Annotated in this window: 17 protein-coding genes; 11 read left to right on the forward strand and 6 right to left on the reverse strand. The window is 59.0% G+C overall.

Going from position 1 to position 20875, the window contains the following annotated elements; genetic code table 11:
• The first annotated feature begins 96 nt into the window (after positions 1-96).
• Both LF252_RS07480 and LF252_RS07485 read left to right on the forward strand, forming a co-directional pair.
• A complete protein-coding gene (locus tag LF252_RS07480) occupies positions 97-4530 on the forward strand; it encodes a PAS domain S-box protein (RefSeq protein WP_226268956.1) in 4434 nt (1477 codons plus the stop codon).
• Complete coding sequence (locus LF252_RS07485) at positions 4527-5168, forward strand: response regulator (protein WP_226268957.1); 642 nt, start codon at positions 4527-4529, stop codon at positions 5166-5168. Before LF252_RS07480 ends, LF252_RS07485 begins: the two co-directional genes overlap by 4 nt.
• Positions 5169-5236: 68 nt before the next feature.
• Here the strand turns inward: LF252_RS07485 and LF252_RS07490 are convergent, their stop codons facing one another.
• Complete coding sequence (locus LF252_RS07490; RefSeq protein ID WP_226268958.1) at positions 5237-5890, reverse strand: NAD(P)H-binding protein; 654 nt, start codon at positions 5888-5890, stop codon at positions 5237-5239.
• A gap of 196 nt (positions 5891-6086) precedes the next feature.
• The gene (locus LF252_RS07495) at positions 6087-7061 is read right to left on the reverse strand and encodes an NAD(P)H-quinone oxidoreductase (RefSeq protein WP_226268959.1); all 975 of its coding nucleotides are present in this window, start codon (positions 7059-7061) and stop codon (positions 6087-6089) included.
• A 129-nt stretch (positions 7062-7190) separates the two neighbouring features.
• On the opposite strand from LF252_RS07495, the gene LF252_RS07500 reads away from it, so the two are divergent.
• The 3 genes from LF252_RS07500 (at position 7191) to LF252_RS07510 (ending at position 8881) form a co-directional block, all read left to right on the forward strand.
• On the forward strand, positions 7191-7691 hold the full coding sequence (locus LF252_RS07500) for a hypothetical protein (protein WP_226268960.1): 501 nt from the start codon (positions 7191-7193) through the stop codon (positions 7689-7691).
• A gap of 119 nt (positions 7692-7810) precedes the next feature.
• Positions 7811-8173, forward strand: a complete 363-nt coding sequence (locus tag LF252_RS07505; protein WP_226268961.1) for a hypothetical protein — start codon at positions 7811-7813, stop codon at positions 8171-8173.
• A gap of 144 nt (positions 8174-8317) precedes the next feature.
• A complete protein-coding gene (locus tag LF252_RS07510) occupies positions 8318-8881 on the forward strand; it encodes a hypothetical protein (protein ID WP_226268962.1) in 564 nt (187 codons plus the stop codon).
• 44 nt (positions 8882-8925) lie between these two features.
• Here LF252_RS07510 and LF252_RS07515 read toward each other — a convergent pair whose 3' ends face one another.
• Together LF252_RS07515 and umuD are read right to left on the reverse strand one after the other, a co-directional pair.
• Positions 8926-10236 carry a Y-family DNA polymerase gene (locus tag LF252_RS07515; RefSeq protein ID WP_226268963.1) on the reverse strand — a complete coding sequence of 437 codons (1311 nt, stop codon included), beginning with the start codon at positions 10234-10236 and terminating at the stop codon, positions 8926-8928.
• Entirely contained in the window at positions 10220-10687 is a 468-nt protein-coding gene (gene umuD / locus LF252_RS07520) for a translesion error-prone DNA polymerase V autoproteolytic subunit (protein WP_226268964.1), read from the reverse strand. The genes LF252_RS07515 and umuD overlap by 17 nt, the downstream gene beginning before the upstream one ends.
• Before the next feature lie 308 nt (positions 10688-10995).
• On the opposite strand from umuD, the gene LF252_RS07525 reads away from it, so the two are divergent.
• Positions 10996-11412 carry a hypothetical protein gene (locus tag LF252_RS07525; RefSeq protein WP_226268965.1) on the forward strand — a complete coding sequence of 139 codons (417 nt, stop codon included), beginning with the start codon at positions 10996-10998 and terminating at the stop codon, positions 11410-11412.
• 107 nt (positions 11413-11519) lie between these two features.
• On the opposite strand, the gene LF252_RS07530 is transcribed toward LF252_RS07525, so the two are convergent.
• Together LF252_RS07530 and LF252_RS07535 are read right to left on the reverse strand one after the other, a co-directional pair.
• Positions 11520-12476 (reverse strand): hypothetical protein, encoded by a 957-nt coding sequence (locus tag LF252_RS07530; protein ID WP_226268966.1) that lies wholly within the window; start codon positions 12474-12476, stop codon positions 11520-11522.
• Positions 12477-13327: 851 nt separating this feature from the next.
• On the reverse strand, positions 13328-15925 hold the full coding sequence (locus tag LF252_RS07535; protein WP_226268967.1) for a PAS domain-containing sensor histidine kinase: 2598 nt from the start codon (positions 15923-15925) through the stop codon (positions 13328-13330).
• A 286-nt stretch (positions 15926-16211) separates the two neighbouring features.
• Here LF252_RS07535 and LF252_RS07540 point away from each other — a divergent pair, with 286 nt between their 5' ends.
• The 5 genes from LF252_RS07540 (at position 16212) to LF252_RS07560 (ending at position 20237) form a co-directional block, all read left to right on the forward strand.
• The gene (locus LF252_RS07540) at positions 16212-16496 is read left to right on the forward strand and encodes a hypothetical protein (RefSeq protein ID WP_226268968.1); all 285 of its coding nucleotides are present in this window, start codon (positions 16212-16214) and stop codon (positions 16494-16496) included.
• 231 nt (positions 16497-16727) lie between these two features.
• Positions 16728-16964 (forward strand): hypothetical protein, encoded by a 237-nt coding sequence (locus LF252_RS07545; RefSeq protein WP_226268969.1) that lies wholly within the window; start codon positions 16728-16730, stop codon positions 16962-16964.
• A 544-nt stretch (positions 16965-17508) separates the two neighbouring features.
• Positions 17509-18606 (forward strand): DegT/DnrJ/EryC1/StrS family aminotransferase, encoded by a 1098-nt coding sequence (locus LF252_RS07550; protein WP_226268970.1) that lies wholly within the window; start codon positions 17509-17511, stop codon positions 18604-18606.
• Positions 18607-18637: 31 nt separating this feature from the next.
• Positions 18638-19570: a glycosyltransferase gene (locus tag LF252_RS07555; protein ID WP_226268971.1), complete on the forward strand. Its 933-nt coding sequence runs from the start codon at positions 18638-18640 to the stop codon at positions 19568-19570.
• Positions 19571-19580: 10 nt separating this feature from the next.
• Complete coding sequence (locus tag LF252_RS07560; protein ID WP_226268972.1) at positions 19581-20237, forward strand: acetyltransferase; 657 nt, start codon at positions 19581-19583, stop codon at positions 20235-20237.
• Positions 20238-20875: the final 638 nt, after the last annotated feature.

Consider the following 20875-nt stretch of genomic DNA (forward strand, 5'->3'; position numbering starts at 1 on the left):
TACTTTTTGCGCGGCCGTCCCGGATCTACCCGGCCAAAATTCATGCACCTGGCAGCCCCCTCGCGCATCTCTTTTTGCCCCCTTTTCTGCTGCCCGATGCTCCAAACTACCCCCCTTCCCGGCACTGCCTTTTCGGCTGCGCCTCCTCCCGAACTGCTGGCCGCGCTAACGGACGCCGCGCCCCTGGGCCTGGTACTGGTGCGCAGCGTGCGGAATGCGCAAGGCCAGATTATCGACTTTGAGTACCGCTGGCTGAATGCGCACAGCCAGCAGTTGGCCGGCGCCAACATCGTGGGCCAGCGGATGCTGGAACTGTACCCGCACGTGCAAGCCATTGGCTTGTTTGATGACTTTGTGGCGGGTGTGGAGCACGGCCAGGCCGTGGATGTAGAAGAAAACTACGCGGTGGCCGGGCGCTGGTTCCGCTGGCAGGCCAGCCGGTACGAGGATGGCCTGCTGATAGCCGTAGAGGAAATTACCGCCGGCAAGCTGGCCCAGCAGGAAGCTCTCCGGCAGGAAAGCCAGCAACCCCGCAACCAATACCGCGCCCTGTTCAACACGATGGAAGAGGGTTTTGCGGTTTGCGAAGTGGTACGCAATGAAGCCGGCGCGGTGACGGACTGGCGCTTTCTGGAAGTCAACCCCGCCACTGAAAAGCACGCTGGCATCCGCCCGGAGCAGGTATTGGGACGCCTATGCGGCGAGGTGCTGCCCGGCCTGAGTGCGGAGTGGTTTGAGCAGGTAGCGCGCGTTGTGGACACGCAGCAGGCCGAGCACATTGAGCAGTACGACAACGTATCGGACCGGTGGCACGAGCTGACAATGTTCCCGTTTGGGCCCGAGCGGTTTGCCGTGCTCTACCACGACATTACGGAGCGGCGGCGCAACGAGGCCCGGCAGGCATTCCGGCTGGGGCTGCGAGTGGCCCTGAGTACCGTGGTGCGGCCCGTGGAGGTAGAGGATGCCGTTACCCACGCTGCCCGCCTCCATTTCGAGGCCGACCGGTGCTACTACTGCGAAATTGAAGGCCCGGAGGCTATTATCCGCCGCGACGCTTCCGGCCCGGGCCTACCTTCCGTGGCGGGGGTGTACCCGCTCGAGCAGTTTACGGTGCTGAAAGCGGTTATTGAGGCCGGCCGGCCGTTTATTGTGCCCGATGTGCGCACCACCAATACTGTGGACGAGGAGCTTCGGCAAATCTGCCTGGCGTTGCAGGTCATATCTTACCTGAATGTGCCCGTGGTGCGTGCCGGGCAGGCCGTGGGCGTGTTGTGCCTGGTGCAGAGCACCCCGCGTGAGTGGACTACCGCCGAGGTAGAGCTGGCCCAGGAAACCGCCGAGCTGACCTGGACGGCCGTAGAGCGGGCCAAGGCGGAGGCCACCCTGCTAGAGAGCGAGGAGCGCCAACGGTTTTTGCTGCAGCTCTCCGACGCCCTCAAACCCCTGGCCTCGCCCGATGCCATTGCCAACTGCGTGTGCCAGCTGCTGGTGAGCCATTTACAGGCCAGCCGCGCGCAGTACACGCAGGTAGAGGGCGAGCCCGGAGACGAATTTGGTGTAGTCAGCGGAGAATTTATTCAAACGGGCCAGCCCATGCCGCGGCGGCACCGCTTTGCCGACTACGGCGAGTCGGTAGTGGCCGTGTTGCGGGCTGGTAAGTCGCTCGTTATTACGGATGTTGCCCAGGACGCCCGCCTGACCGCCGCGCAGCGGGCCGCGCACGTTGCCGTTGAATCATCGGCAGCCATTGCCATTCCCCTCCTGAAAGAGGGACGCCTAAGTGCCGTTTTCACCGTGCACCATGACGCTGCACGCCCGTGGACGCCCGCCGAGGTAACTACTGTAGAAGAGGTAGCTGAGCGCACCTGGGCCGCCGTGGAGCGGGCGAAGGCAGAAACTGCCCTGCGTGCCTCGGAGGAAAAGTACCGTACCCTGTTCAACTCCATAGATGAGGGCTATTGCATTATCCAGGTGCTGTTTGATGCCACTGATCAGCCCTATGACTGGCGCTTTCTAGAAGTCAACCCGGCGTTTGAGCAGAACAACGGGTTGCACAACGCGGCCGGCAAAACCATTCTGGAGCTTACGCCCGACATCGAGCCTAAATGGTTTATGCACTACGGACAAGTAGCCCGCACCGGCAAGCCAATCCGTTTTGAAGAACATTCATCCGCTCTTGGCCGGTGGTTTTCACTCTACGCCTTTCGGGTTGGAGCACCAGGAGACAACAGAGTAGCCGTCATCTTTACCGACATCAGCCTCCGGAAGCAGACGGAACAGTCGTTGCTGGAAAGCGAGGATAGATTCCGGAACCTGGTTGAGGCCAATGCCCAGGCGGTTTGGGAAACCTCCGCCGATGGTTTGATAGAGCAGGACAGTCCGAGCTGGCGGGCCTACACCGGCCAAACGCTGGCGGAATTTATGGGCCATGGCTGGATTACAGCCGTGCACCCCGACGACCGAGCCCGCGTGATGCAGTACTGGCGACAGGCGGTGGCGGCGGGCCATAATGCCAATACCGAGTTCCGCATGCGGCATGCCCTCACGGGCTACCGCTGGACGCACGTGCTGGCCACTCCCATCCGGGATGCGGCGGGCCACATTCGCAGGTGGGCCGGTATGAATATCGATATTGACGACCGGAAACAGGCCGAGCAAGCCTTGCGCACCTCCGAGCAGCAGCTACGCATTGCCCTGGATGCCGCCAAGCTGGGTACCTGGGACTGGGACCTGCCTACCAACACCATCCGCTGGAACGCCCGCCACTACGAGCAACTCGGCCTGGAGCCCAGCTCTGAACTGCGCCGCCCCGAAGACTTTCTCCAGTATATACACCCCGACCACCAGGCCGACGTGCAGCAACGCCTGCAGGCGGCCGTGGAGGTCCCACAGTTGTTTGAGGCCGAATTTCGGATTGTCACGGCCCAGGGCGAAGAGCGGTGGATGAGCGGGCACGGCCAGGCCACGGCCTCCGCCCCCGATGGCCGCACCCTGCGCATGAGCGGCGTGATGCTGGATATTACCGAGCAAAAACAAGTAGAGCAGCAACTCCAGGACCTGGCCAAAGCCCTGGAGCGCAAAGTAGAGCGCCGCACCCAGGCCCTGCAGCAAAGCCGCGACCTGCTGCAGTCGGTGTACGACACCAGCCTGGTGGGTATGAGCGTGCTGCACGCCGTGTGCAACGAGGCCGGCACCATCCAGGATTTCACCTTCGTATCCGTCAATCAGGAGCTTACCCGCATCATGGGCCGCCCCAACGTGGCCGGCCGGCGCTACCTGGAGGTTTTTCCGGAACTGCGGGGTTCGGCCCTGCTTGAAGCCATGCAACGCACCGTGGATACGGGCGTGCCGGAGCAGTTGGAGTACCTGTACCCGGGCGGGCCTACCCCGCTCTGGCTGGCCTGCATGTACGTGCGCCTCGATGATGGGCTGGTAGCCACGGTATTGGACGTTACGGCCCGTAAGCTGGCCGAGGAAGAGCGGCAAAAACACTTGGCACTGCTGCTGCAGGCCGAAGACGTGGCCGGGCTAGGTAGCTGGGAGTATAATCCCGCTACCGATACCTTCACCTGGTCGGCGGGGATGTACCAGCTTTTCAGCCGCCCCCCCCACAGCGCCGTGCCACCTGCCGTGTACCTGGAGCACGTGCTGACCGACGACCACGCCGTGGCCGAGCGCCTGACCGAGCAACTGCGCGCCGGTACTACGCACGTAGAGGAAACATTGCGCATCCGGGCTGGCAGCGCCGTAAAAACGCTGCGGGTGAAGGCCATCCGCCAGCCCAGCGTGGCCAGCCTGCCCGGCTTGCTCCTGGGCGTGGATCTGGATATCAGCCAGGTACGGCAGCTGGAAGAAGACAATCTGCAGCTTCGGCTGGCGCAGCAGCGGGCGTTGTTTGAAGCCGTGCAGCAAACCCAGGAAGCCGAGCGGCAACGGATTGCCGAGGCCCTGCACAACGGTGTGGGCCAGCTGCTGTACGCCATCAAGCTGCGCCTGAGTCAAGTGCAATCATCTCCCAATCAGCTGGCGCCGGTGGCTTATACCGAAGCCAGCCGGCTGATTACGGAGGCCATTGCCCAGACCCGCGCCCTCTCCCACGAGCTGGTGCCCTTGGTGCTTAAGGAATTCGGGTTGGAAGCCGCCCTGCAGGACATCTGCCGCAAGCTTAGCAGCCGGCAGATGTACATTCGTTGCCATGTTCAGCTGGATGACCCAAGGCCAACGCCTGCACTTCAGCTGGCGCTCTACCGTATGGCTCAGGAGCTGTGCCAGAACGTAGTAAAGCACGCCCCTACCGCCACAGAGGCGTATCTGGAAGTTGAAACTATGCCCGGATTTGTGCTGCTGCGGGTGGAAGACAACGGCCCCGGTTTTCCCGATAATCCGGGCGGCATACCCGGTTCGGGCCTGGGGTTGCGCACCATTCGTGACCGGGTTGCGTTACTGGGCGGAACACTGGAAACGGGCAACTCGCCCGAGTTCGGTGCTTACGTTCGAATCCGTATTCCCCTTATCTCCTCCCACCTATGATTCGAGTTGTTTTAGTTGATGATCATGCCGTGCTGCGCGACGGATTGCGGGCACTGCTAGCAAGTGAGCCCCTGCTGGAAGTGGTGGGCGAAGCCGAAAACGGCGAGAAGCTGCTGGAGCTGCTGCCCTCTGCCCCGGCCGATGTGGTGCTGCTGGATATGAACATGCCCGTGCTGGACGGCCTAGCCACGGCCCTGCGCCTGCGCGAGGAGTTCCCCACGGTTCGGGTCATTATGCTGTCGATGGTGGACAACGAGTTCAGTATTGGGCAGGCCCTAGACGCCGGGGTGGCCGGATACGTGCTGAAGAACGCCGACAAAGCCGAAATTCTGGTGGCTATTCAGATGGTTGCGGCCGGCAAGCGGTTCCTGTGCTCAGAACTGGGGCTGGTCATGCTGCAAAAGGTGCTGAGCGGCAACATGACCAGTACCCCTAAAGCCCCGGATGAACTCTCGCCCCGGGAGCGGCAAGTGCTGCGCCTGGTGGGCGAAGGCCTCACCACCGCCCAGATAGCCGACAAGCTGTTCACCAGCCCCCGCACTGTGGAAACCCACCGCCAGAACATCATGGAGAAAACCGGCGCCAAAAACACGGCGGCCCTGGTGCGCTACGCCATGGAGCGGGGCTGGCTAGACTAGGCAATACGCCTGCAGCCCACCAGGCAACTCACGGTAGCCACCTGGTTGCCTGCCGCTGTGGCCGCGCCTCAGGCCCCGGCCCGGGTAAATACGTCTTCCAGCGTATCGGTTTGCACACCGGGTGTTTCGTCGAGGGCGGCGTTTATCATGGCCTGGGCCACGGTACGGCCGTGAATGGGCCGGTACTGGTGCAACAACGGCAATGCCCCCGCAACGGTAGCCAGCAGAATGCCGGCCTTCTCGCCGAGCCGGGGCTCCTGCCGGTTGCCGGCCAGGATGCCAGGCTGGATAATGCGGATACGCTGAAACGGCAGCCGCTTCACGTCGCGCTCCAGTTCGCCCTTCATGCGGCTGTAAAATACCAGCGCATCGGCATCGGCTCCGGCTGAGGAAACCAGCACGTACACGGGCACGCCGTTTTCGGCCGCCGCTTTGGCCGCCTGGAACTGGTAGGTATAATCAACCTGGTACTGGGCCTGCTGGCCTCCCGCCTGCCGCAGCGTGGTGCCCAGCGACGAGAACAGCACGTCGCCGGTGAGTAGGTGGCTCCACCTACGGGGCTGGTCAAAATCGACAATGTGCTCCTCCAGCTTGGGGTTCTGGTAGCCGGTGGGCCGGCGCGTAAAAACTTTCAGGTGCGTAAATCGGTCGTCGAGCAGCAATTGGCCGAGCAGGTAGTTACCTACCAGGCCAGTGGCGCCCACTAGAAGTGCCGTATACATACGTTGAGCAGAACAAGAGAAAGGAAGGAACAGACCTCAGAACCGGCAGGAGCTGCCGCCTCCGAGGATGGCTGGGCTTTATAACCAAGCAAGACGTATTTCGTTACCAGAAATTGTACAGTCCTGCCGGAATATTCTGATAATGACCAAGATTAAGCCATTTCAGAAAACGCACAACTGACCTGACACCTCTGGTTTAGCCCACAGTAAGTACCAGCTTGCCAATGTGGGCGCTGCTTTCCAGCAGCTCGTGCGTCTCGCGGGCCTGGGCCAGCGGCAGCGTGGCGTGCACCACCGGGCGCACGGCCCCGCTGGCCAGCAACGGCCACACGTGCTGCTCCACGGCCCGAGCCAGCGCGGCTTTGAACTCGGCGGAGCGGGGCCGCAATGTGCTACCCGTAATGGTCAGGCGGCGGCTCATCACCTCCAGGGCATTAAACTCGGCCGGGCCGCCCAGCATGGCATTGATGAACACTAGGCGGCCATCCTCGCGCAGCAGGCGCAGGTTTTTAAGGGTGTAGGGGCCACCCACCATATCCAGTATCACATCTACCCCACCGCTGGCCTGCAGTACGGCCTCAAAGTCCTCGGTGCGGTAGTTGATAACGGGCTCAGCCCCCAGGGCGCGTACGGCGGCGGCCTTTTCCTCGGAGCCTACGGTGGCGGCCACGGTGCTGCCCAAGGCCCGAGCCAGCTGCACGGCCAGCACCCCAATGCCACTGCTGCCCCCGTGCACCAGCAGCCGCTCCTGGGGCTGCAGCTGCCCCCGCTGAAACACGTTGTGCCACACGGTAAAGGCCGTTTCGGGGAGGCTAGCCGCTTCCGCCATGCTCAGGCCCGCCGGTTTGGGCAGGCAGTGCCGGGCATCTACGGCCACATACTCGGCATAGCCGCCCTGGCTGAGCAGGGCGCACACTACGTCGCCGGGGTGCCAGCGCACTACCTCGGCCCCGCACTTCACCACGGTACCGGCTATTTCCAGCCCCGGCACCAAACCGGTTACGTCGCCGCTGCCGCGGTATTTGCCCTGGCGCAGCAGCACATCGGGGCGGTTTACGCCGGCGGCGGCTACCTGAATGAGCACTTCGTGCGCGGCGGGCTCCGGGGTGGCCAGCTGGCGCAGCTCCAGCACTTCGGGGCCGCCGGGCTGGCGTATAGTAATGGCGTTCATGTGGTAGAGAGGAAAAGAAGTACTGTTCAGCAACAAAGGGCCCTACCCAAGCGTAGAGCGCAACAGAACCATACGCACAGGTTTCGCAAAAGTATAGCGCTCCGCGTACTGCGTTGGTTGCCCTCTATCATGAAGTCCCTGTCCCGCCTACCTCGCTTTCTTCGTACCGCTGGCCAGCTCACGGGCCTAGCGGCCTGGCAAACCGGGCGCCTGTTTCGGCAAGCGGCCCGCGCCGCCCTGGACTCAGTGCAGGATGTACTGCGCGCGGAGGTAGAAAAGGGCAACCTGCGGCAGGTGCGGGAGTTTCTGGCCGATAAGGCGCTGCCCGCCGCCCGGGCTCTGTTGCTGGAGCGCATGGCCGCCCGCTTGCTGGTTCGCCTGGGCCTGCGTGGCGCGCTGGCCAGCAACGTGGTGGGCTGGGTGCTGCCCGTTGTGCTGGAGCAGGTGCTGAAAGCTGCCCACAAATCGGGGCTGCTCGATAAAATCCGTACTCACGCCACGGTGCAGGATACCCTGCAGCGCCTCGATGAGCTAAAACTGGCCGCTTGGAAGCGGCTGGCACCCGACCACGGCACCGGGGCCGAGGTGCTGCCCGACGATACCCAACTGCCCCCGCAGCTTTCGGCCTAAACTGGCGGTAAACCCACTTTTCTTCGTAAAAATTCCCGTTTCACCCGTTCATTTTTTTTATTGTTTGTGCGGTACCGCTTCACAATCCAACCATTAAAAAGGCCACGTACATGGGGCCAATGAAACAAACCCCTGAGCGGCCGTTGGGCGAAAATCCTGCTTTCCCACCGGCCCGAACCGCTTTGCGCGACCTGTACCGCTCGGTTCGTTGCTTGTCTTCCACCGACCCCTACGCCCCGGCCCGTTTGGCCCGGGTTGCCGACCAAGCCGAGTATTTCCTGCTGGCCTGGCCGGCCGAGGAGTGGCCCGCTTCGCTTCACTCCAGCCAGCCCTTACCTACCCGTCAGACCTTACTCACGTGGGTACTCACGGCCCGTCACGAAATCAGCCAGTTGGGTACTACGCCCACCGTTGCCTGGACGTACCCCTCCTGGCACCGGATTTTTACCTTGCTGCTGGCAGCCCTGGTGCATTTTGCCTGACGCGTATTTCCGGCTCCTTTCTTTACCTGCGCCCTGCCCACCCGGTAGGGCGCTCTTTTTTAGTCCGCGCTGATACCGGATGATTGGGAGCTACCGTTTATTTCCCGCATCTTCCTCCGCTCCACTCCATTTCCTAGCCGCAATATGTACGCCCCCCGCCCCGATGCCCGCGCGCTGGCTCAGCAGCGCCAAGCCGCTGAGTACGCCCGCATGGCTGCTATGGCTCAGAAAGGCCGCTGGCTAAACCGCGCGGCCGTGCTTTTTTGCTTGGTACTGGCGCTGGACTGGGCCCTGCCGCTGCAGCAGTTTGTGGATGAGCCAGTACTGGAGCGGCGGCCCGTATCGGTGGGTGCTTACCTCTCCAACCCGCAGATGGCGTACCGAATCCGCACGCCGCACACCACGTTTGAACTCCACACCAGCCAGGCCTACAAAATCCAGGACGCCCCGCGCGTGACGGTGTGGCGCACTCCCCTGCTTCACGTGGTGCGGCTGGTGAAGGCCCCCACGGTGCTGGAGGGCCGGGAGCCGTTTGCACCCTACGGGGGCGGGGTGTACAAACCTACCACGGCCATCTTCCCAATTGCGCTGTTACTGGTGGCGGGCGTGGGCCTGCTACTGCCCTTCGAGCCCGAAACCCGCCTGAACACGTCCATTGTCAGCGGGCTGCTCTGGCTGATTACGCTGGTTATTATGGTGCTGTTCTAACCCAAGGCAGCTGTAATGAATAGTCTGTGTACTGATAGCTCAGGCTAGTGGGCATGTACCCAGGGCAAATCTGCCCACTGCGTGGTATACGCCGGGGTGCGCCAACGGCAGCGGCCCGCCCAGGGTGGCGTAGCCACCTGCGGGGCCGACACAGCGGCGGCAAAGCGAATCATACCGGCCCCGTAGCGCCCGTTCAGGCGGTCTAGCTCCTGCATCAGTCGGGTCCGGCGGGCCGTGTCCTGCGGCGGGGGCGCAAACAGATGCTGCTGTTGCTGGCCCGCCGGCTCCAGCCCGCTAAGCACCACACCCGCTTTTTTGTACACGCCACCGGCCGTCATCATTGGTTGCAGCGCGGCCAGGGCCTGCAGCAGCAGCACCGTGGTATCGGCCGTGGCCATAAGCAGGGTGTGCGTGGCGGATTGCGTGTGCGGCGGCGGGGCCACCCCGTACCGGTCCTGGCTGATAAACACCGTTAGCACGTTGGCCACCTGGCCCTGCTGCCGCAACTTCTCGGCTGCCCGCGAAACAAAGTGCGCCACCGCTACCTGCAAATCGGCCAGCGTGGTGAGCGGCTGCCCAAAACTGCGCGAGTACGTAATGCTTTTTCGGGCATTTTCCTCCCCCAGCTCGCTAATGGACAAGCACGGTATGCCCCGCAACTCCCGCACCAGCCGCACCCCCGTTACGCCGCCCAGGTAGCGCCGGGCCCAGGCCTCGCTCTGGGCCGCCAACTCGGCGGCCGTGGTAATGCCCAGTTCAGCCAGCTTTTGCCCGTAGCGCCGCCCGATGCCCCATACCTCATTTACGGGCGTGTTCTTAAGAGCCCACTGCTGTTGGGCATCGGTATCCAGCAGCAGCACACCCGAGGGCACACCTAGTTGCTTGCTGAGGCGGTTGGCCAGCTTAGCCAGTGTTTTGGTAGGGCCTAGCCCAATAGTTACCGGAATGTGAGTACGCTTCCTGATGGTATCCCGCCAGTGGGCCGCCAGCTCCGGCAAGCTCTGCCCGGGCTTGTAATAGGGTTTGAGGCCGTGCAAATCCAGGAAGCACTCATCAATGGAATACACCTCTACGGCGGGTGCCACCGAGGCCAGGTAGCGCATCACCCGCCCCGACATGTCGCCGTACAGGGCGTAGTTGCTGGAAAACACCCGCACATGGTGGCGCTCCAGCTCCTGCCGTACCTGAAAGTGCGCCGCCCCCATGCGTATGCCCAAGGCCTTGGCCTCGGCAGACCGGGAAATAATGCAGCCGTCGTTGTTGCTGAGCACTACCACGGGCTGCTTTTCCAGATCGGGCCGAAAAACCCGCTCGCAGCTCACGTAGAAGTTGTTGCAATCAACTAACGCGTACATGGCTGGAGAGGCGGCTGCGCCGCGTTTCGGTTACCACGTGCGTTACCACGCCCCACACGCTGAACAAATCCGGCTCGTCAATGGCCAGCTCCGGAAAGCAGGGGTTATCGGGTACCAGAAACCAACGGTCACCGGCGCGCTTCACGAGGCGCTTCACCGTAAATTGCCCCTCCACCACGGCAATAACTACGTCGTTGTGGTCGGCGCGCAACTGGCAGTCAACGGCCAGCAGGGCCCCGTCCCGAATGCCCGACTCCCCGCCCGTCATGGAGTCGCCCATCACCCGCACCAGGTAGCTGGAATCGGGGTTAGGCAGCAGCAGCTTGTTCAGGTCCAGCTTCATACCGCGGTGATCTTCCGCGGGCGAAGGAAAGCCCGCTGGCACGCACGAATCAAAGAAAGTCAGCCAGATTGGCTCCCGCACCACTGGCACAAATAGCACTTCACACATAGCCCGTCAGGTTTGGTATACGTGCAAGTATACGATTTACTAATTTATTTAGTTAGTATATCTAAATAAATTAGTAGTTAATATTCGCTATAAAATTATGCAGGCATCAACTCCTAGCACTACCCCTGCAAACCAACTAATGGTGTACTGTACGTAGCTATATCTGTACCTGAATTATCTAGCAGCAGAACTATAGAAGCTTCTGGCCGTACGTGTACGGCTGTAGCATCAGGAGTTGTCACCCCGTCAAGCTACCAGTTTATCCTATTTCTAGTCCGATCTTATAGGCGCCTTTGCCCTCTGCCCCGATGGTACATCTTGCCTCTTTCCCGTTTGTTACCTTCTACCTGCACGATATTGGCTGCAAGGCCCTGGAAGCCGTGTGGAACGATTACGTGAGCAGCGCCTTCTTTCGTGAGGCCGTGCTGCAGGCCGTCGCGTTTGTGCAGCAGCATCAGGTCACGGCCTGGATAGCCGACGACCGACGCCTGGGTCCCATGGAACGCGACGACCTGGCCTGGATTGGCACCACTATTCTGCCGACGCTGGCGGCTAGTGGCCTACGTCGGCTGGCCTTGGTTGAGTCAGATGATTGGCTGAACCGCGCCCTGATTCAGGAGGAATACACTTTCCCCGTGTCGAGCCTCACGCTTGAACTCCGGCATTTTGCCGATGTGCCGACCGCCCGCGCCTGGGCCTGCAGCCCACTGGGCATCCAGGAGTGAACACCAAAGCTACCTCCAATAGACCGTCAGCTATAACCTTCACACAAAAGCCCCGTTGCCAGGGGCAACGGGGCTTGTACGCACACGCAAATTACCTGTGCAGGAGCTTATTTGCAGAAGCCGGAGTAGTTCCAAGTCAGGTTCCGGGAGTTGAGTTCATTGCCCCAGAATTCAGAGTACATTCCCCCCTTAATCTGTACGTAGTTGATGCAGTCTGCTGGCAGGTAGACGTTGCTTACCAGCGTGTTATTGCCCCAGGTGGTTTTGTAGGTGCCGAAGTTGGCCTGGCCGGGACCACCACTGCCGAAAACAGTGAAGGAGCTGCGCCAGGAAATGCTCATGGGAGCCATTTCCTTGTAGCAGTTCGTACTCTCAATTTCCCAGGTATCCGGACCGAAGGTGCGCTTCTTCAGGTACTCAAACTTGTTGCGGGCTTCCACCACCAGGAACCACCGGTCCTGCCAGCCTATCACTTCATGAACCAGCTTGCGGTTGCGGCCCTGGTAGGAGAATTGCTTTTGCACATTGTAGTTGCCGCGCTGCTGCACGGTAGGGTCTGACTCATAACCCTCGCCTTCCGGCTGGAACGGAGCGGCGACCAGTTCCATGCTGGGCAAGCCCTCTACCTTGCCCGAGTAACGAATCTCCTCGTATTCGTTGGCATTAGCAACGAACTCGCGGCCTTTCTGGTAAATGGCTACTTCGTCACCAACCTGGAAGGCACCCTCCTTATTGAGCACGCGGTTGTAGGCCAGCGGCAACTCAAAGGTTGAATCCTGGATTACGTAGCTGGTAAACTCTCCGCCGCTAACAGATTTCAACCAGCCCTGGAATTCCTCCTCATTCATCTCGCCGATTTGACTCAACGCTTTAGCGGCGGATTCACGGTTTTCAAAAATGAAGCGGCCGTTGTCTACTTTGACACCTTCGATGGAACCGATTTCCTCATTGTTACTTTTCTGCTGGGCGGCTGAGGCACTGCCGGGCTGGATAGATGCTTCCTTCTCGCAGGAGGCCAGCAGTACAAGGGCACTGAGAGCGGAAAGCACGAGTTGCTTTTTCATAAACGGGGTACTGAAAGGGATGTAGGATTGTGGTGAATACTGCTGCAAACCTACCAGCCCCTTTGAGCTGGTCACAAGCCCTAACTGCTGAGCTTTGTGACATGTGTTTAACCCATATTCCCTTGTCTTTCCAGCCCTGCACCGATGGTTGCTATTGAGCTATGTAAATGCTCTAAGCTGCTGCCTGAGGCCTTCATTTCGCACCAGATCTTTACTCTTGTGCCCATAAATCAGCCGGGTAGGTTTAGCTAAATGCGGTGGATCATTCTGTAACAGCATTACGCAGTAACGCCTTATTCACCTCATGATAATTAGAGTGTTATACAGCGCTGAATTATTCGTCCAACTAGGCCATTGCTTACACAGCCATTGGAAACACTACCACTCTTTGAAGAGTACACTTCGATTTATCCTGCTAATCCGGTGACGTGCTAATCGAAAACTGCAGTGTTTGCATACTAGGGTTGCCTAGCACCTTCGGTAATTCGGTTTCAGTATGGAAAGCCCGTTTTGTGACGAGTCAGTAACGTTACCATTCTGTTATCAGCCATTCGCACCAACCAAAATCAGTAATTGACTTTCCTTAGTACACAACTACTTGTTACGCCATATTGCTGGATGCAGGGATGCACCTACCTCCTTGCCCAATGCCGCAATACAGAATTGGTGGCTACACAGGGCACGAGAAGGCCTTTATATGCTGCCCCTGAGTCAGATGAAGGCCCGCCGTTTTATTACAAAGCCCTGACGCATGGGCTATATGTTCAAAACAACAGCCCGGTTACAGGAGAGAAAAAGCGCAGGACCTTTTCTCTCCTGTAATCGGGCTGTTGCCTACGAATAAGAAATACTTACAGGGGTAGGCGCACTCGAAACGTAGTGCCAACGCCCAAGGTACTCTCCACCTGGATAGTCCCGCCTTGATTTTCAATCAGGCGCTTGATGGAGTACAACCCGACGCCTGAGCCCTCCACGTGGTCGTGCAGGCGGGTGAACAGCCCGAAGAGCTTTTTCTGCTGGCTGCCGGACAGGCCCAGCCCGTTATCCTCAACGCGTAACTCCACCCACTGCGCGTCGCAGGTGGCGGTAAGCCTCACCCGCGCCGGCCGGTCGGGAGCCCGGTATTTGATGGCGTTGCTCAGCAGGTTGAAGAGAATACTGCGGATGTCTTTGGGCGTGCCGCGCACCACGGGGCAGGTAGCCACGTCAATCAGTAATTCTACCGGGCCGTTGGCCAGCAGCGGGGCCAAATCCAGCCGCACATCTTCCACCAGCGCCGCCAGTTCTATCGGTTGGCGGCCTTCACCGGTGCGCTGCTCTAGACGTACAATGTTGGTCAGGTGCGAAATGGTTGTCTGGAAACGCTTGACAGCCTGGTCAATCAGACTGAGCATGTACTCCACATCCGCCTTGGCCACTGGCTCATCGAACAGCTCCTGCCGCAAGGCTGCCACCAACCCCTCGATGTTCAGCACAGGGGCGCGCAAATCGTGCGAGGCGGTGTAGATGAACGTGTCCAGGTCCACATTCACGCGGGTGAGCTGCGCATTCACCTCGGTGAGTTCCTGATTGGAGCGCAGCAGCTCCTGGTTCACAGCGGCCAGGGCGTCGTTCAGCTTCTGCACCTGCTGCCGGCTTACCACGGAGGCCGTCACGTCAAAGCCAAACACCACAATCCCATCAATGGTGCCCGCGGCATCGTAGCGGGCCTGGTACACGAAATCAAAGTAGCGGTTGTGCTCCCGCCCATCTGGCCCCATGAAGGGAATCGGGTACTCGCGCCCCTCAAATGAAATGCCCGTCCGGTACACGTCCTGCAGAATGCCCACCAGCGGCGTTTGCCGCAGTTCGGGCACCGCGTCCAGCATTGACCGGCCCAGCAGCTCCCGTTCCGGAAACAGGGCCTGGTAGCTGGCATTCAGCAGCTCGAATACAAAGTTGGGGCCATTCAGCAGGGCAATGGCCGCGGGAGCTTGCTCCACCAAGCGCAGCAGGCGCTGGCTTTGCTGCCACACCTCCTGCGTACGCTGCTGCACGCGCGCTTCCAACTCCTGGTTCAGCTGCTCCAGCTGCCGGCGGGCCAGTACCTGGGCGGTTACTTCGTTGGCCACCACCATTGCCCCGTTGATAATGCCGTCCTCGGCGTACATGGGCACGTACACGAAGTCCCAGTACACCGTCTCGCGCCGGCCGTTCCGGTCATGCTGGGCTTCCATTGCGTGGGCTATGTGCGGCTCCCCAGTGGCCATCACGTGGTCCAGCAGTTGCTCGTAGCCCATGCCGGCTACTTCGGGTAGCGCCTCAAACAGCCCTTTCCCGAGCAATTGCTCCTGGGTGCGCCCCCACAGGCGGGCCACCGTGGCGTTGGCCAGCTCAATAACGTAGTGGGGCCCCCGGTACACGGCAATAGCCGCCGGGGCTTGTTCAAAAACGCGCTGCAGCTCGCCGCGCTGCCGTTCGGCTTCGGCGCGGGCCGCTTCCAGCTCACGGGTGCGGCGCTCCACCCGTGCTTCCAGGCCCTCGTTCAGCTGGGCCAGCTGCCGGGTGCGCTGCTCCACCCGCGCTTCCAGCTGTTGGTTCAGCTCCTGCAGGGCCTGCCGGGCCCGAACTTGCTCACTCACGTCCACGGCCACATCAATAACGCCCAGCACGGTTCCCTGGGCATCCACCAGGGGCTGATACACAAAGTTGTAGTAGGTGGTCTGCAGCCGACCGTCGCGCAGCAGGGTAGCCGGCGTTTCCGTGCCCGTTACCGGCACCTTCGTTTCCCGCACGTGCTGGAGCATGTGGTCAAATCCCTGGCCTTGCAATTCAGGTACCGCCTCCAGCAGAGGCCGGGCAAAGACCTGTTCCGGGGTGCGCCCCCACATGGTGGCCATTTGCTCGTTGGCCGCGGTTATACGCAGCTCTTCGCCCTGAAACAAGGCCAGGGCAACCGGTGCCTGCGCAAGTAAGGCCTGCAGCAGGCTGCGTTCCTGCTCGGCCTCGGCGCGGGCCTGCCGCTCCCGGGCCTGGCTTTCCCGCAGCATTTGCTCCACGGGGGTGCGGGGCTGCTCGTTGGTATCGGTAAAATTGACAACCAGCAGGTTTTCGTGGCGCTGGGCTACGAGCAGAAAATAGCCATCCAGCCCATCGGCCTGATAGTTGGTCTGATGGCGCTGCTGCTCACCGGTTTTGTAGGCGGCGCAACATTTGGCAAACACACCATCTTGCTGGGCCGTGGGAAACAACGACAGCAGCGAAAGAGGTGGCTGCTCCGGCTGCTGCAGCATACGCTGGCCCGCCGGATTAAGGTACACCCAGGCAAAATCCCGAATATGGATCTGATCCGCATCAAAGAGCGGTTTCAGAACAGCCACTGCCGTTAGCGACATGGTGAGCAGCGTGTCCAACAGTTCCGCTGGCGGACCTAGCTCGGCCGGCAATACGGGTTCAGAAGCAGTAGACATGCAAAATGTGGAACGGAGCAAGCGTGTAATTCCCCCGCAAGATAGTCTCTTCCAGGTGCGCTGTCTCCTACGGCTGCCGTACCAGGATGTTCAGGAAAGAATGCACAGCCTCCCGCCGGCCCGCCCGAAGTTTACGAGGCGCTTATGGCTTCGCAATAACCCCGGTACACTTCTTATACGCAAAGCACTGACCATAATAACCTTCGCATAGCGCGTGAGCGGCATAGAGAAGGTCACAAGGCCCAAATCAAAACATTTTAGGAGCTGGACCGTTCAGGCGCTAGCAATGGCATTCCCGTACCAATTGCGCATCATTCAGCGCCAGCAGCAGCTGGTGAGTACCATTACCCAGGGCTCGGAGCTGGAAAGGCGGGCGCTGGGCATGTATGTACGCGAGTGGCAGCAACATCTGCAGGAGGTCTGCTGGCAACGCACCGGCCTGAGCCGGCACCAGCTACCCCGGATAGAGCAGGCGCTGGCCCAGTTGGAGGGCCTGCGCCAGGAAGCCCACCTGCTGGCTTGGCAACAGGTGCAGGCGCGGCTCCTGACCGCCGCCGCACTGCTAGGCTAACTCAGGCAGCAGGCAGCCTTTGATAACCACGCCCAGCAGTTGGCTCAGGCGGACTCACCCACCCCGCCAAGGACGTTCTGGCTTACAGTGAAGTACCGCAATGCCTTGCAAATCAACATCTTTAGGACTGTATTCTTGTTTTTATGGCATGCTCCCAAGGAGTAGATTTAAGGCAAATAAACATTTCCTCGTCCGATGGTAGCCCCTGCCCTTCTTCTTGAACTTCAGACCTTGGGACAACGCCTGGCCGAAGCCACGGAAGCAGAAGAACTCGGCGGCCAGGGGCCCTTGGATGCGGCGCAGCGGTTTTTATTTACTTATCTGCCACAGGAACCGGCAGTACCGCACCGCGCCGATGAGCTGCTGGAACTGCTGGCCCCCTCACCCCACGTGTACCACTCGTGGGCGGGGCAGCGGCAGCTGGTACTGGAGGGGCTCACGCTGCTGCAGCAGGTGTGGCTGCGGTAAGCTGCCTCTGCTTCTTCCCGTCTGTTTCCCCCGTAAACCTACCAGAGCCGCTTCTGCCTGACATCATCCACCTGGATGAGCACTATCTCATCCCGCCTTATTCTTGCCCAACATGTCAGAGCGGCTCTCTTTGCCAGGATATAGAAAAACCAGAATATGGAAGAATAGTGTTTGCGCCAAGCCTGATTCCTAAATACACCAGAAGCCCTTAGGATGGCACGTGCTGGCCCCCTGCCCGAAATCGGGCGCATATTTTTCCGGGGCTTTCCCGTAGTCGGCAGAGCTTGCGCAGTAAATTGATAGTACAGCAGAGGCTTCTTATTCGGAACAGTTTTTCTACTTTAAGAAGCTCCGCTTAGAACTCGGTTAGTTAGGCTTTCTACGTAGTGGCAGGTCCAACGGTCCTGAATTTTATTGCTATACTTTTACATTCTAGCCAACACTGCAGTAAAAATTATTACAAAATAATCTATATTTGTTGCACTTTTTTTTAAATCATCTCCCAAGAATTTCTTGAGTCATTCTTGGTTCCTCTCTGTTTTTTGTGATTGAAGTCACTACTAGTTTTTTGCCTCCGCTTGAGGAATATACGGAATGGCTTTCGGCTATCTGGAATAGCAATCGAATAACCAACAACGGCCCTCTTGTTCAACAACTGGAACGGGAGTTGTCTGCCACTCTGGACGGATTGTACGTGCAGTTAACCACGAACGGCACTACAGCCCTGCAGCTGGCCTTGCAGGCCCTGCAGATTACGGGGGAAGTTATTACCACTCCGTTCTCGTTTGTTGCTACTACTACCTCAATATTGTGGGAGGCCTGTACTCCTGTATTCGTCGATATTGATCCGGATACACTTTGTATTGATGCCCGGTTGATTGAGGCGGCCATCACCCCACGCACCCAGGCTATTCTTGCCACGCATGTGTATGGTTATCCGTGCGATGTAGAGACCATTGCGGCCGTTGCCCGGCGGTATAACCTGAAGGTGTTGTATGACGGCGCACATGCTTTTGGAGCCAGGTACAACGGCCGTTCACTTCTCAGCTACGGTGACCTGACGGCCTGCAGTTTTCACGCTACCAAGCTCTTTCACATGGGAGAAGGCGGGGCCGTGGTCACGCAATATTCGGAACTTGCGGAAAAAATCGGGCTCCTGAAGTCGTTTGGCTACAATCAGGACGAACATCACCTTGCCGGCATCAATGGCAAGGCTTCTGAGATTCATGCAGCGCTGGGCCTGTGCCTGCTGCCACGAGTTCCGGCCTTTATACATGCCCGGTCCCACTTGTATGCTCTCTACCGGGAAGAATTAGCCGGCTTGCCGCTGGCCTACCCTCACTTACCCGATTCGCTGGCGTATAACTACGCGTATTTCCCCGTCATCTTTGCCACGCATGAGATGCTCGTACACACGCAGCAGGCGCTTGCCCGGCAGGATATCGAAACCCGACGCTATTTTTTCCCCTCCCTCAATACTTTACCCTATTTGCCCAACTATACTCCGTGCCCGGTATCCGAAGCCATGTCGATGCGGGTGCTGTGCTTACCCTTCTACCAACAGTTGCAGCCTGAGCAGGTGCGTTTAATAACCACGTGTATACGGTTGGCACTTTCTGAGCAACCTACCACTGCCGCCTGAGATGCCCCACCTGCCGTTGGTGAGCGTGCTCATGCTCACCTATAACCACGCCGCTTTTATCGAGCAGGCAATTGAGAGCGTGCTCACGCAGCAGACCGACTTTGCGTACGAGTTGATTATTGGGGAAGATTGCTCCACCGATCAAACCCGTCGCATCATCGAGTCGTATGCGCGCAAGTATCCCGACCGGATTTTACCGCTATACCACGCTCATAACCAAGGCATGGGCCTTAATTTAAAGGCCTGCCTGGCCGTTGCGAAAGGTCGGTTTGTGGCTCCACTGGAAGGCGATGATTATTGGCTTGATCCGCGCAAGCTGCAAAAGCAGGTGGATTATTTGCTTGCCCATCCTGAGGTGGCGTTGTGCTTTCACGAAGTGCAGATTGTAGAAGGAGCCCATGCTCACATTCTGCGCGTTACCAGCAACCGGGAAAACTATACTATGCAGGAGCTGGTTACCTACGGCCGAACTATTCCGATGACCTGCTCCATGCTGCTACGCCGTGAGCAATTGCAGTTGCCCGAGTGGCTGTTTACCGTAGCGCTGCTTGACTACCCGATTGTTATCATGCAGGCAGCCCACGGTGTAATCAGCAGGCTGCCAGAAGTTATGGCTGCGTACCGCCGCCATGCCGGTGGGGTGTGGTCAGGTGCATCACCCACTACCAACCAGCGCCGCTTTATTCACATGTTTGAGCAGTTGGCCAAGCATTTTGCACCAACCGCTCACGCTGCTCTGGTTCGCCAAGCGCTGTACACACATGCCCTCTCTCTGGCCGATGGCCTAGTACGTGAAGGCTCTCCACGGGAGGCTACCTATTTTCTGGTACGGGCGTTGCGTGCGCGGCCTGGAGTGCGCTTCCAGAACCTAAAGAGCCTGGTTGGTGTGGTCAGCCGTTGGGCCGGCAGCCAGGTACTCGCCCGCAAGAAGCGCCCTGTTCTCACTTCATATTCCGATTGGTAAATCACAGATCATGAACATTGTCATCTATGGTACTGGTACGCAGGCAGAGCTTGCGTATTACTTTCTCGCTCAGGACACGGAGCACGAAGTAGTAGCGTTTTGTGTGGATGCTGCCTACATCGACCCACATAAGCCTACCTTATTCCACTTACCTATCATCAGCGTGGAGGACCTGCCCTCGTTATTTCCGCCTCTGGCATACCAGGTTCACATTGCCCTAGGGCATAACCTGCGGCGTGCTCAGGCCTTTTCCCTTATTAAAACATTCGGCTATACGTGCTTCACCTACATCGGCTCCAGGGCATTAACCTGGCCCAATGTGGTGATTGGCGAGAATGTGTTCATTGACCCTTCTACCGAGCTTCATCCATTTGTGCAGATTGGAGATAATTCGATTATCGGCGGCACGCAAATTGGTCATCACGCACGGGTTGGCTCTAATATTATGGCAACCAGCTGCCTTGTCGGAGCCAAATGCACAATCGGTGATGGCACCTATCTGGGCCTGAACTGCGTTATTCGGGAGGGTGTCACTATTGGCAAAAACAACCTGATTGGTGCCTGTGCCTACATAGACCATGATACGGAGGATGATGCCGTATACTCTGGGCCCAAAAGCACGAAAAGAGCTGTTCCCTCAAGCAGGGTATCATTTTTTAATGTTTAACGCGGCAATGAACTCATAACTCCCGGACATCAATACCTGCCCAGTTAACACACTGAAAAGCCCCTGAAATCAATAGCTCGGGGGCTTTTTCAGTGCAGGTAAAGGTAAGCGCGCATCGTCCGACTTCTGCACAGGTAACCTGCATCCTCTGCTGCCCGAAGCCGAATGAATAGGCCACCGAAAGCTCAAAGGTATGGCTGTAGCAAGTGGGTAGTTCCAAGTTTGTGCGACCAGGCGCGTACTTGGAGCCAGAATAATCAGCATCCTGCTTAGCTATCAGCAAGGAGGACATCCTATGTAGAAACTGAAAAGCAGGCACAAAAAAAGCCGTCCCCACCCGGACTTTTAATAGAGCAGTAAAACCCGCTTCAAAATCATTTGAGGCGGGTTTTAATAAAAAGTGGTGGCGGATACGGTGTCGGCAACGCCCTAGTGCCTATACCCTTTTCTCTACCTAATATCGAGGCTCATCGCTCGCCTTTTCGGTAAGTAAAGTAATACCAGCGGCCATGCACACGACGCCATCTTTGGTAGAAACGCGGCCGGGGTACTTCGACTCCAGTGTTTGGCGTGGCTACCTGCGTCACGCGCACCTGCTCAGGAGCAGGTGCTTCGGCAGAATGATCCACCGGTGAGAA

Origin of the sequence: Hymenobacter pini, from assembly GCF_020421205.1 — a bacterium.
GTDB lineage: Bacteria > Bacteroidota > Bacteroidia > Cytophagales > Hymenobacteraceae > Hymenobacter > Hymenobacter pini.